The following is a 12753-nucleotide window of genomic DNA, read 5'->3' as shown; positions in this document are numbered from 1 at the left end:
GCAGGTCGGCACCGGCGCCCCCTTGGCAGTGGATGCGGGGCGGGCCGTCGACGGCATCGGGACCGACTCAGCAGAGGTGACAGGGCGGGGCTGAGGGCCAGCAGGCCCGCCCTGAGCGAAAGAACTCGGCAGGACCATCAGCCCCACGCCAACTCCGGCAGCGGTCAGCACGGAGGTGAACGTCCAGGTCGTCCAGGTCCGCCGTCGGGCGCGAACGCCGGCTTGCAGTCGGCGGCGGTGCCGGTCCTCATAGGGCGTGTCCTCCTGGCTGTCACGCATCATCCGTGCCAGGTCCTGCTCGAAGTGATCCATGGCTCCTTCTTCACTCCACTGGCTTGACTGCCTCAGCCAGAAGCAGCCGCAACCGTGCGACGCCGCGTGCCGTGAGCGAACGGGCGGTACCCACCGGACACCCCAGCACCTCCGCGACGTGCCGTTCGGGCAGGTCCTGGTAGTAGCGCAGCACCACCGCAGCCCGCTGCCGCGCCGGCAGCAACGCCAACATGGCCTCCAACCGGGACCGTTCATCCACGGCGGCGGTCTCATCCCCCACCTCGGGCGGGTCGGGCAACTGGTCCACGGGGTGCTCGCCCCACCAGCGACGCCGTGCCGAGCGAGCCGCGGCACGGACAAGGACCCTGCGCACATACGCCTCTGGCGCCTGCTCGCCCACCTTCGGCCAGGCAAACCACAGCTTGACAAGCGCCTCCTGCAGCAGATCCTCGGCCCGGTGCCGGTCACCGCCAGTGAGCAGCCGCGCCAGATGAAGCAACGCCGACCACCGAGCCGTCACGAACCGGTCGAATGCATCGGCCCGCAACTCCCCCATAAGCGTCGCCCCTTACCCTTGCACGCCCCTGTACCTTCAAAAAGACACTGGCCCCTGCCCCACTATGCACCTCTGTCATGTGACCTAGCCCACACAGGCCCATCCTGCCGATCCCCATGATGCGACCTTCCTGCCCGCCCTCCTCTGCATAGCGGCGAGAGGGCAGTTCGTGACATCGAAGGCACCCGCACCAAGCTGAAACGCCTGGCCAGGCCGGCACACCACCGAGATCGCCCTATCACCGACGGCACCGCTGAGGCCCGGCTCCACCCCTACTCCAACCTGCAGCCCGCTGGAACTTGCTAGGCGGACCATCGCAAGCGCGGCCACCGGAGCCAGGGGAGTGCCGAGTGAGTGTGATGAGCGGCCGCCACTTGCTCCATCTTCGGTTCGACCTCCCGGCCGAAGCGGACGTCAAACTTCCCGAGCGCCTGCGCCGCCTGCTGAATGACGCGTATGTAGCCGCAGCCGGGTCCGACCGGGGTGGGGGTCATGGCTGCTCATGACGCGACCGTGTTGATGGTCGAGGAAGTACTCGCCGGGCAGCGCGCCATCACGCATGCGGACCGCACGACGCGGGAGACGAGCCGAAAGGCGATACCACTCGCTGGCTGGACCGCGGCCACCATCGCGGCCATCGCCGGCTCAGTACCGCCTGCTGTCGGATACCGGCGCAGGAAGCTGCCGTCCCATTCCGGGCCGAAGCCAAAGGCCCCGTCGTGGGCGCGCTTCGAGAGCGAACCCCGGCCCCCAGTCGGCCAGTAAGTCGGCCCGCGAGAGTCCCGTCCACGTTCATTCGGTTTCCCGCCTGGGCTGTTGCGACTGAGCAGTACGGTCCAGGATCGCCCGTGACCCGCCGATCATCCCTTCGGAGGTGGTGCGGGAGCAGTCCTTGACCCGGTGACACCGAGGACTGGGTTGGTGTCCTGGGCTTCGTCGAGGAAGAGGAAGTCGGCTTCGATCTTGGGTTCGGTCAGGGCCCACATCTTCAGGTAGTGGTCGTGTTCGAAGCGGACCACGCCTTGGTCGGGACTCTGTAGGTCGGTCCAGGCTTTGACCGCGAACGGCAGGATGACGTCAGCGAGTTCGGCATGTTCGGTGCGTGTTCCGAGGTTGCGCAGGTGCGGTACGTGATGGTGAGCCGGAGTGCGGTCGGCGGATTGGCAGAAGCGCGTGACAGTACGAAGCGCCGTGTGGGAGAGCGTCTTGTGGCTGATCTCGTGATCACCGATACGGATGGATCGAGTGATGCCGAGGGCCTGCCCCGTCTTCCAGGCAGGCTGTCGGGGGCGGTTGAGCCGGTCGGCGTAGCGGTGCCCGAGGGCCGCATACGCGGTTGCGTGAGCGGTCTTGCACATCACCGTACGGGGAAGACGCGTGGCGGCGTCGCGAGCGATGTCCTTGTTGAAAGCGAGGTAACGACCGCGCCGTTGGGTATTGGCGGCAAGCATCGCGAGGGTGGTGGCCTTGCCGGTACCGGCTCCTGCTTGCAGGACGAGGTGGTCTCCTCCTCGGAAGGCGTCTGCGGCTTGGGCCTGTTCGTCGGTCGGGGTGGGCACAACGGCTCCTCAGGAGGGAGTGAAGGAAGTTTCGCTGCTTGGCAGCCGGCTGTGCTTGAGGAGAGTGCTGGCTGCGCAGAGCAGTAGTTCATCTGGGCTGTGATGGGGCAGCAGGCCTTCCAACTGGTGCGTCAAATGGCGGACGCGCTCTTCCTGGTGTTGGGTGACAGCAGCGGTCACGGTCTTCCTGAGGAAGTCGCGGGGCTGCTGGCCGCGGGCTGCAGCGGCCTGCCGGACGGCGGTGTGGGCGGCGCGGCTGAGAGCGACGTTCAGCAGAACACAGCCCTGTCGGTCCGGGTAATGGGTAGTCAGGACAGCGATGGGCAGCAGCGCATCGAGTCGATGCCGAAGAACTCGCAGCGCGCGTCCAGGTGTCTTGACGCGCTGCAGGGCCATCAGCCGGGTGCGGTCGGTGTTGGCCCCCAGGGACACGACACTGCGTGCGTGACGCAGCTCACAAGGAGTGGCCGACCGGGTCAGGGTGATCTCGATCGCGTGGTGCGCGGTCACGGCTGTGCTGCCTTCCTGCTCCGGCCGGCCGGTCCATGAAACCTGGCCAGCGTTGGGATTCGGGCGTGCACGTGTTCGTAGTGGATGAGCGGGTCGAAAGGCTCCCACTCGTTTACGGCTACGTCGGTGGCTGTGGGAATCGCGGCGTGTTCGGGGCAGCGTTGAGCCCTCCAACGAAGTTGCTCGGCATAAGGCAGACCGGTGAGCGCGTAGACGGCCATGACTTCGCCGGGCAAGGAAAGCTGGCCGTGTGCTGTGGTGACGGGCACAAGTGTCCAGGTGCCTGCCCGGGTTTCCGGTGTGAGCAGGGAGTTTGTGCAGCGGTGGCGGCGTCGGGTCTGGGCGACGCACTGGATTTCGTCCACCGGCCGGTTGGCGAGGTAGCGGATGTGAAGGAGTTGTACGACGGGCCGCGCTGGCCGACAGGCATTCCGTGGCGAGGCGTCGACGTTAGGTGGAGCGGAGCTGGGATTGAAGGCACCAGTGACGATCAGGCGTCGGGTGTTGACCGCCAGGGCACGGCGCAGTCCTACCAGTTCAGGCACTGCCGGCTGACCTTCGAGAGCAGGGCACAGCATGCTGTGCGGCAAGCGACACCATCCGCTGCCGTCGCGCGCCGGATGAGCAACACCGGAACTGACGTGCCAGTGACATGAGGCGGGCACCTTCTCGGCGGGCAGCTCGCGAGGATGCAGACGGATGAGCCGCTCGTTGGTGCAGTGGTACCACTCGATTCGGTTGCCGCACTCCCGGCAGCGGTCGCTCTGACCGCATCGCAGCAGGCGACTGACGCTGTCGTTGCTTACGCGTAGGGACCGCCTCGTGCGGACATGGACGAGGCTGCCATCCCAATGACGTGGAAACGGGGGTGTGGAGCGCATGGGGCGAACCTGCCAGCCAACACGCCGCTCCATCGGGGGCGCTACCGCAGATGTCCCCCGGACTGCCGCATCGGGTGGGACTGACTTTCGATCATGCGATCGCCCATTCGTACCGAGTCACCGATTCGGGCGGTTGGTTATGGCCGTCCCGGGGCTGTCAGCTGTCGGTCTTCTCGGGGGCTCGTGACCGTTGCACAAGGTGGCGAAGAGCTCATCGAGCGGGGTGCTCAGGGCATGTGCGAGGGCGTGCCAGGTTTCCAAGGTCCCGATCGTGCGACCCTGCTCGATCTCGATCAGAGTCCGTCGGGCGAGGCCGCTTCTTGCGGCGAGTTCGTCGTAGGTCCATCCCTTGGCCGCCCTCAGGCGTGCGAGCTCCAGGCGGAGTGCCTCGAAGTCCGGATCGGGCGGAAAGATCGTCACCTGACCATCCGACGGGGCAGGCACCTGCCCTGTCAGTGCAGACCTCTGCCCTATTTCCGCAGGTGGCGACACAGGGCGAAAGGGCAGGGGTCTGCACTACCGTGTGCGCCCGCCGCACTTCTTGGTGGACGGCGGCGCGGGACGGAATCGGGAGGAGCGCGCGCCCATGAGGCTCTGCGCAACACGCCCAGCGATGAGGCGTGCCTGGATTGTGGAGCTGCGACCTGGCGCTGACGGGCCACAGCTCGTGTGTCAGCAGTGTGGCCACCGGGGCGTGCTGCTCGCTGCCGTATCCGCACGTTCCGCGGCGATCGAGCATCTGGCTGCGCATGCCAGGCGCGACGTCCTGCCGCCGTACATGCGCACCTGCCAGTGTCATGAACGAGGCTGCCGCTGGCACCCCCGTCACCGCGGCTGCGCCGGCCCCATCCGTCTGCTTCTTGCGCGAGAGCGGGGCGGACGGCTCTGGCGCCTTGCGGACGCGTGTACGGCCTGTGCGTCGATGACGGAGCAGGCGGCCGTGGTCCCGGAAACCCTCCTGCGTGCGGCCACAATGTCGCCGGAGGGCGCCTCGCGCCGTCGTGACCGACGGCCCAAGGGGCCGGGAGACCAGATTCGTGTGCGAGAAATGCTCAGCTATTTGGCCGCGGCCCTGCCGAGCCACTGCGGGGCTGCGGCCAGGCTCCTTGCCGTGCAGTGCGTGCTGCGAATGGACTCCGAAGGGCGGGTGCGGTTGCCGGTTGGGGTCCTGCGCAGTCTTCGCCTCGATCGTGATCCACGCCCGTGGAAGGAGCTGGAGCAGGGGCGGTGGCTCCATAGAATGCCGACCGTCCCAGACTCCAGGGGCAGGGCGGTGGTCGCCCAGATCCTTGACGACGTTCTGCTGGCACCCGCACGTCCAGACCGCAGGCGCGCTGCTGATTGGGCGCTGCGTACGGCAGGAGGCGGCTGCGTAGACGCCGACGACCCGAGTCTGCGACTGGTCGCTCTCTGCCTTGCAGCACACGCGGATTCGTCGACTGGGCATGGGTGTGTCGAGGTGGACCGGATCGCCCGTGAATGTGGGCTTGGCCCTGCTGCCCTGCCCTCCGAGCTCGATCGGTTGCCGGCGTTCCTCTCCTCCTGGAGCGTGGCCTCTCCTCCGGAGATCTTTACTGGGAACTGCTGACGAAGGGCGATCGGCGACAGCGGGCGGTCGGCCGACTTGACGGCATTAGCGAGCCCGAGAGCCGGTGATCGACAGAGGACTCATCCGTTACCAAAAGTAACGTTCAACTTGCAGGCCGTTACGTACACCCGCCTCGAATTCCGCATGGCGAGGCGATTTCTTCCAACCGCCCCACCCAGCTGGGGAGCTGACGGGGCGTGCTGGTTTCGGGGCTGCCCACCCCCCAAGGAATCGATGATCTGTTCGAATGTAGGTCGCTGACCGGGGTTGATGGGGTTAGAGTAATCGAACGAGAGTACGGTGAATGTATCGGGCGAATGGTTCAAAAGGGGTGGAGTGATGGAGGTGCGGCATGGAGGGTTTCGCCCACGTGCACGTCGCGTCCGGTTACTCCGCCCGCTACGGCGCCTCCCATCCCGAGCAGCTCGCCCGGCGGGCCGCAGAGCGACACATGGCGACGCTCGCGCTCACCGACCGGGACACGGTCACCGGTGCCGTTCGGTTCGCGCAGGCTTGCGCGAAGGAAGGGGTCCGGCCGCTCTTCGGTGTCGACCTGGCGGTGAAGGCCCTCGCGCCTCCGCCGCCAGCCCAGCGCCGTCGTACCCCGGCGCGTGGAGGTGCGCACGTGATCGAGCCGCCGCTGCGGTTCGTGCTGCTCGCGCAGAACCGTGCGGGCTGGGCGCGGCTGTGCCGCATCACGTCGGCCGCCCATATCGGCGCCCTGTCCGGTACGCCGCCGGTGGTGCCGTGGGAGGCGCTGCGCGAGTACGGCGGTCCCGGGCTGACGGTGTTGCTCGGGCCGCTCTCGGAGCCGGTGCGGGCGCTGTCGGTGGGTCGCGAGGACGTCGCGATGAAGCTGCTGGCGCCCTGGAAGGAGATCTTCGGGCGGGAGGTCCGGCTGGAAGCCGTTGCACAGAAACGTTTTGGCACCGGTCCGGGATCCCTGCGCCTGGCCGCCCGCACCCTCGCCCTGGCCGATCGCACCGGCACCACCGCCGTGCTCTCCAACGCCGTCCGCTATGCCGACCCGGACCAGCACCGGCTCGCCGACGTCCTGGACGCCGCCCGGCTGCTGCGCCCCATCGACTGGCGGCACCTGGACAGCGGACAGCGCTGGCTCAAGGACGAACGAGGGATGGAGACCGTCGCGCGAATGATCGCCGAATGTGCTGGAGGGGGCATCCGTCGAGCCCGCCGTCTGACGGCGGACACCGCCGCCACGGCGGCCGCGTGCACCGTCGACCCGCTGGCGGACCTCGGGCTCGGCGCCCGGCACTTCCCAGAACCGTCCCTGTTCGGCGCCGAGCCCCGAGCGGGCGGAGCCGCACAGTTGCTGCGCCGGCAGTGCGAGGCGGGCCTGGCCCGACGCGGCCTTGACCGTGACCAAGTGGCGCTTGACCGGCTGGACGAAGAACTCAATGTGATCTCCGCACTCAACTACGACTCGTACTTCCTCGCCGTCGGCCAGGTCGTGGCCGACATACGAGCCAAGGGCATCCGGGTCGCGGCTCGCGGCTCGGGCGCCGGGTCGATGGTCTGCCATGCTCTGCGCATCGCCACCGCCAACCCGCTCGACCACCGCCTGCTGTTCGAACGTTTCCTGAGCGTGCGCCGGGCCTCGCTGCCCGACATCGACATCGACGTGGAGTCCGCCCGACGGCTCGAGTGCTACGACACGATCTTCGATCGCTTCGGCAAGGAACGCGTGGCGGTCACCGCCATGCCCGAGACCTACCGCGCCCGCAGAGCTCTTCGAGACACCGGCCTCGCATTGGGGATCCCACCAGCCGACGTGGACCGGATCGCCAAGAGCTTCCCGCACTTCCGAGCATCGGACATCACCGCCGCGCTCACCGAGCTGCCCGAGTTGCAGCAGTTGGCGGGTGAGGCGGACCGGTACGGGCCGCTGTGGGAGCTCGCCGAAGGGCTCGACTCCCTCGTTCACGGCATGGCCATGCACCCCTGCGGCGTGGTCATCAGCGATGCGACGCTCCTGGACCGGCTGCCGGTGCAGCCTACCCCGCAGGGCGAGTACCCGATGGCGATGGCCGCGAAGGAGGAGATCGAGGCGCTGGGCAACATCAAACTGGATGTTCTGGGCGTGCGCATGCAGTCCGCGATGGCCCACGCCGTCGCCGAGATCGAACGCACCACCGGCAACCGCATCGACCTCGACGACCCCAAGCAGGTGCCACTCGACGACGTCTTCGCATTCAAACTCATCCAGGAAAGTCAAACCTTGGGTGTATTTCAACTGGAATCAGCCGGTCAACAGGATTTGCTGTCCAGGCTGCAGCCTCGCAATCCGCAGGATGTCATCGCGGACATCAGCCTCTTCCGACCCGGCCCGGTCGCCGGGGGCATGCCTGAGCGCTACGTCGCCGCCCGCCACGGCGGCACCCCCTCCTACGCCCATCCGGACCTAGAGCCGGTGCTCGCCGACACCTACGGCGTGACCATCTGGCACGAGCAGATCATCGAGACCTTGTCAGTCATGACCAGCTGCGACCGGGCCTTCGCGGAGATCACCCGGCGGGCCCTCGGCGACAAGCAGCAACTGCCCAGGATCAAGGACTGGTTCCACGAGCGGGCACGCGCGCGTGGCTACAGCGCGGCCGTCCGGGACGAGGTCTGGAAGACCGTCGAGGCCTTCGGCGCGTACGGCTTCTGCCGCGCCCACGCGGTCGCCTTCGCCGTACCGGCGTTGCAGAGCGCCTGGCTCAAGGCGCACTACCCGGCGTTCCTGCTGGCCGGCCTCCTCGAACACGACCCCGGCATGTGGCCCAAGCGCGTCCTGGTCGCCGACGCCCGCCGAGGCGGCGTGCAGCTACTGCCCGTCGACGTCAACCGCTCCCAGGTCAAGCACACCGTGGAGAAGACCGACGGAGACCAGTGGGGTGTACGCCTCGCCCTTTCCGCGGTGCACGGCATCAGCGAGGACGAGTGCGCGCGGATCGAGGAGGGGCAGCCGTACGGATCGCTGTCGGACTTCTGGCAGCGGGCCCGTCCCAGCAGGCCGGTCGCCGATCGCCTCGCGGAGATCGGCGCCCTGAACCGTCTGCACGACGGCCGGCTCACCCGGCGTGATCTGCTGCTCCAGATCGTCGAGTTGCACCGCCAGTCCCGGACCCGGTCCGCGTACGAGGGTCAGCTGCCCATCGTCGCGGGCGCCGTCGGCGGGGCGGAGTCGAGCGGGCTGCCGGAGATGACCGGGCGGGAGGCGCTGAGCGCCGAGCTGAGCACCCTTGGCATCGATGTCTCCAAGCATCTGATGGAGCACCACCACCGGCTGCTGCGGGAGATCGGCGCGACCGACGCGGCGCACCTAGCCGGGATGCGCGCCGGTCAGCAGGTGCTCGTCGCCGGTGTTCGGGCCTCCACCCAGACCCCGCCGATCGCGAGCGGCAAGCGGATCATCTTCGTGACCCTGGAGGACGGCTTCGGCCTGGTCGACCTGGTGTTCTTTGAGGACTCCCACCCGGCCTGCGCGCACACCGTCTTCCACAGCGGGCTGCTGTTGGTACGCGGTACGGTCCAGGTGCGCGGCACCCGCCGTACCGTCGTCGGCACCATGGCCTGGGACCTGGACGAGATCGCCGCCGCCCGCCGCGACAACGGCCCCGAGGCCGCACTCGCCCTCCTCGGCGAGAGCCGCCCGCACCCGACTCCCGCCCAGCCGCAGCGCACCCTGGTCAACGGCACCGCTGGCGCGCGCCTGCACCCCTACGCCGATCTCCAGCCCGCCGGCACCCGCTCCGCCGACCTGAAGAAGTTCGGCCACCGCAGTCCGGGGAGCGCAGGATGACCACACGTCAGCGGCACATCGCCCACCTCCACCTGCACGCCTCGCTCACCGAGGACCAGTACGGTGACATAATCGAACTAATGTGCGGCGTCACGCCTCACGTGCAGGCTGTGCCGCCCGACGCCGTCCAGCTCGACCTGACCTCGGCGCTCAGGTACTTCGACCTCTCTCCCTACGACATGGTCCAGATGACGATGATGAGACTGAAGGGCCTGTACGGCATCGACAGCAGTGCCGGGCTCGCGGGCAACCGGATGCTGGCGGCGATGGCGGCCGACGCGTCCGCGCCGGGCGAGACCACCTGGGTCTCCGCCGAGCGGGCCGCCGACTGGCTCCACCCCCGCCCGGTCACCGCGCTGCCCGGTATCGGCCGCGCCACGGCGTTGACGCTCGGCAGATACGGTCTGCACACCATCGGCCAGATCACCGACCTCCCCTCGGCGACCCTGCAACGGCTCCTCGGCGTCGGCCAAGCACGGCTGCTCGCCGAACGCGCCCGCGGCCACGACCCCCGCCCGGTCACCCCCGCGGAACCGGCGGAGCACCTGATCGCCGACCTGGTGCTGGAGCGGGACTGCCTCGACCCGACGCAGCACCACCAAGCGGTCCTGGGACTGGCCGACCAGATCGGCCAACGCCTGCGCGGCGAACGTCAGATCAGCAGTCGGCTGACCCTCACCGTGAGATATGCCGACCACAGTTCCACCACGCGTACGCGCACACTGCCTGAACCCACCAACCACTCACCCGCCCTCGTGGCAACTGCCCTGGGCCTGCTGAGCAGACTCGAACTGCAGCGGGCGCGCGTCCGCGCCTTCGTGATCCGTGCCGACGACCTGCTGCCAGCCGACAGGGCCTACCACCAGCTCTCTCTGGATCCCAGTGACGTCCGCGCCTGTGCAGCCGAAGCCGCCGCCGACCGCGCCCGCCGACGATTCGGGACGGAAGCTGTACGTCCAGCAGCCCTGGCAGACTGACCGCTTGTGCCAAGAACCACCTCGTCATCGCTCGCATGCAAACCTCGCCTGGGGCAACCAAGCGGTGCGTCCGAGCCGGGAGGATCGTGTCCCGCGAAGTGGTTTAGTCATTGGCCGAGTTGCTTCGGTTCTGGCGGGGGATGCTGCCGGTCGTCCTCGGACGGTTTGGCGGTGAAGAGTTCGGCGTGGAGCTTTCGGAAAGGTAGCGGCGGTCGAAGACCTGCCACTCGTCGTGAAGCTCGGCCAGGACCGCGGCGGCGAACCGGTCCAGGGCTGTGGGTTAGGGGAAGACCTGTACGAGGTCGGCCCCTGCGTTTGATCTCCCGGTTCAGCAGCTCCAGCGGGTTGGTCGACCAGATCTTCTTCCCAGCCACCCCGTGGGAGTCCGCGAACGCGGTGATGTCTGGTCGCAGCCTCCCTCTGCTCAGGGAGCAGTCACAGACAGAAGGTGCACTCCCCGGTTGCAGACACCCGCGCGTTCGCCTCGCACGACCGGATACACCACTCGGCGGGACACCATCGCTGGGAGCGTCCAGGTGCGTGCCGATCCCTTGTGAGACCGGCCAATCGCGCACCCATGATCGGTGTTCAAATCTTTCGGAAAGCGGATGGCTCCTGAGACCATGCCTGACCAGCGAAAACTCACAAGTCGTGTTCGGTTGGGATACGGTTACTGAATCCACCCATTATTTTCGCGATGGCCCTCAACGGCCGTGGGCTGAGAAGGTCATCGGGAAGCAATCCAGGAAACCCCTTGTCAGCGAGGTGGCGAACCAGCGCTGGTGTCAAGCTCGGATCACCACCAGCGAGCACGTATGAGTCGGCGAGGCTACCGACTGGAAATCCGTGGTAATGAGCGAAGACCGCGCAGAGCACCTGCTCTGTACTGCTGGTCGACACCTCAAGATCGGGGGCGACACCGGTGCCTTCCAGCCGGACTCGGCCCCAATTCATCAACCCCTCGCTCGCAGAGGGCTGCTCATCGAACACAGCGAACCAATGAGGCGTGATAATTGCTGGATTATCCGGCAGCGCAGCCAGCACGTGCTGCCGCAGTCTGCCCGGGGTAACGTCACGCTGTTGCGACACAACATGGGCAATCAACTTGCCAACTACATCGTGGTCAATCTCTTCCACGCCACATACACCGGGCGCTGTCACCTGCACCTCGACAAACTCGACTCCTGGCAACTCCATTAGGATATCAGTCAGCTCAGAGGTATTTATCCAGCTATGGTCTACATAAACCCAGTCAGCGCCTGGGTTGATGACTGGAACATTGAATTGCTCGACTATGTCGGAGATGGTCTGATTCTCAAGTTCTACACGATCAGCCCACTCCGCTATAATACCGGCGATAGCCCTTAGGGAATTCTCCAATTGAGACGGGTTGAGCACCGACTCGTGCGCCAACAGGAACAAGGCGTCCAGTTTACTACCGACCCCTCCAACCCTGAAATATAGGTCGGTATCATAGTCTTCCCAATCCACGTTCCGCTCCCATTCCAGCGGATACGACCGCCAGGGCAATATTTCCGGCCGGCTGGCGATTGCCTGCTTGGGAGTCTTATCGACTGGCAAGTAATTATAGTGCACAGCCAAACGGAGATTTGTGCCGCGAGTACTGGATGCACGGGACATAAGCTCGCGCATCCGCCAGTAGGAATACTGTCCGTGCCGGAGACCCAAAAGTGTCGCTCGAAACACCTCTCGAAGGGTCGCCTTGAGAGTGGCCCTGGGATGGACGTCCACAAATGAGAGTGCGGGCTGGAAGAGGCAGCCCACGACGTTCTGTGTGGCCTCTTCATGCCTGTTGATCGAGGCGGAATCGAATGCGCAACTTCGCTGCCCCGAGAGCGCGGAAACAACGATAGTGTAGGCAGTTGCGAAAACCGTCGAAGGTGTAACGTGATGCCTTTTTGCAATGCGCTCCGCAGAATGGGAAATTCCAGGCATGCAAAGAGTTGCGGCATCGAAACCAGAACCGCCGTTTCGCGCCCCTGGGTGATATGTATGGAACATCCTGCTGGGCATTCGGTCAAAGAAATCGCGGAAGTACTGGTCAGTGCGCTTGCTGATCCGCTCCGCGCGGGCGCGCTCAAGAGGTTGTGTAGGCGTACCCAATGGCACTGGGGAGTTTCCCCTACCTGCCAGAGTTTCGTACTCCCGCTGCAGGAGCATGATCGTGTGCCCGTCAATCGCAATGTGGTTTGCAACCAGGACGAGTTCATGCGGCTCATTTTCCTTCATTATGAGTCCCACCCTGACCGGCCAGTCGACAGAGACGTCCATCGATAGACTCATCAGGTGTGTAGCCAGGCACTGGGCGTCCTCGCCTTCGGCCCCCAGATGAATCTGCACGTGATAAGGCTCATGAATTCGCTGGACAGGGTGGCCATTGTCACAGATGGGAAATGTACTTCGTAGCACTTCGTGTCGACGTACCAACTCGTCGAGTATTTCTCCGATCACTGAAACGGTGGCCCCACTGGGGAGGGACCAGGTGGTTGTCGTGATGATGCCGCCATACTGAGGAGCTGCATGACTGAAGAACCAGTAATATTCCTGCCCTTGCATTAGAGGTCCCTGCCTCACCGGTCGAGA

General features: G+C 66.2%; 7 protein-coding genes and 3 pseudogenes. 2 read left to right on the top strand and 8 right to left on the bottom strand.

The genetic code is table 11. From position 1 onward, the window contains the following. From AB0959_RS16710 to AB0959_RS16685, 6 genes and pseudogenes are all read right to left on the bottom strand, one after another. Positions 1-312 (bottom strand): annotated as a pseudogene (locus AB0959_RS16710) (hypothetical protein); the annotation flags it as partial. A 10-nt stretch (positions 313-322) separates the two neighbouring features. Continuing rightward, complete coding sequence (locus AB0959_RS16705) at positions 323-829, bottom strand: SigE family RNA polymerase sigma factor (protein ID WP_366827127.1); 507 nt, start codon at positions 827-829, stop codon at positions 323-325. A 908-nt stretch (positions 830-1737) separates the two neighbouring features. Then, positions 1738-2388: pseudogene (locus AB0959_RS16700) on the bottom strand (DNA helicase); the annotation flags it as partial. A gap of 9 nt (positions 2389-2397) precedes the next feature. Further along, positions 2398-2898: a hypothetical protein gene (locus AB0959_RS16695; protein ID WP_366827126.1), complete on the bottom strand. Its 501-nt coding sequence runs from the start codon at positions 2896-2898 to the stop codon at positions 2398-2400. Then, entirely contained in the window at positions 2895-3779 is an 885-nt protein-coding gene (locus tag AB0959_RS16690; protein ID WP_366827125.1) for a DUF6083 domain-containing protein, read from the bottom strand. Before AB0959_RS16690 ends, AB0959_RS16695 begins: the two co-directional genes overlap by 4 nt. Before the next feature lie 117 nt (positions 3780-3896). Further along, on the bottom strand, positions 3897-4199 hold the full coding sequence (locus tag AB0959_RS16685; RefSeq protein WP_366827124.1) for a helix-turn-helix transcriptional regulator: 303 nt from the start codon (positions 4197-4199) through the stop codon (positions 3897-3899). Positions 4200-5719: 1520 nt separating this feature from the next. Here AB0959_RS16685 and dnaE point away from each other — a divergent pair. Together dnaE and AB0959_RS16675 are read left to right on the top strand one after the other, a co-directional pair. Continuing rightward, positions 5720-9172: a DNA polymerase III subunit alpha gene (gene dnaE, locus AB0959_RS16680; protein WP_366827123.1), complete on the top strand. Its 3453-nt coding sequence runs from the start codon at positions 5720-5722 to the stop codon at positions 9170-9172. Next, positions 9169-10149, top strand: coding sequence for an ImpB/MucB/SamB family protein (locus tag AB0959_RS16675; RefSeq protein WP_366827122.1), 981 nt, complete (start codon positions 9169-9171; stop codon positions 10147-10149). The genes dnaE and AB0959_RS16675 overlap by 4 nt, the downstream gene beginning before the upstream one ends. Positions 10150-10256: 107 nt before the next feature. Here the strand turns inward: AB0959_RS16675 and AB0959_RS16670 are convergent. Beyond that, positions 10257-10553 (bottom strand): annotated as a pseudogene (locus tag AB0959_RS16670) (transposase); the annotation flags it as partial. A 238-nt stretch (positions 10554-10791) separates the two neighbouring features. Further along, complete coding sequence (locus tag AB0959_RS16665) at positions 10792-12726, bottom strand: condensation domain-containing protein (RefSeq protein ID WP_366827121.1); 1935 nt, start codon at positions 12724-12726, stop codon at positions 10792-10794. Between the last annotated feature and the right edge of the window lie 27 nt (positions 12727-12753).

This window comes from Streptomyces sp. NPDC046862 (assembly GCF_040704615.1).
Classification (GTDB): domain Bacteria; phylum Actinomycetota; class Actinomycetes; order Streptomycetales; family Streptomycetaceae; genus Streptomyces.
Note: the sequence above shows the minus strand (reverse complement) of the source record. Positions and strands in the feature narration are given on the sequence as shown.

Coding starts and splice junctions, on each gene's coding strand:
- AB0959_RS16675 (WP_366827122.1), top strand. CDS start 9,169: ATGACCACACGTCAGCGGCACATCGCCCACCTCCACCTGCACGCCTCG.
- AB0959_RS16690 (WP_366827125.1), bottom strand. CDS start 3,779: ATGCGCTCCACACCCCCGTTTCCACGTCATTGGGATGGCAGCCTCGTC.
- dnaE (WP_366827123.1), top strand. CDS start 5,720: ATGGAGGGTTTCGCCCACGTGCACGTCGCGTCCGGTTACTCCGCCCGC.
- AB0959_RS16705 (WP_366827127.1), bottom strand. CDS start 829: ATGGGGGAGTTGCGGGCCGATGCATTCGACCGGTTCGTGACGGCTCGG.
- AB0959_RS16665 (WP_366827121.1), bottom strand. CDS start 12,726: ATGCAAGGGCAGGAATATTACTGGTTCTTCAGTCATGCAGCTCCTCAG.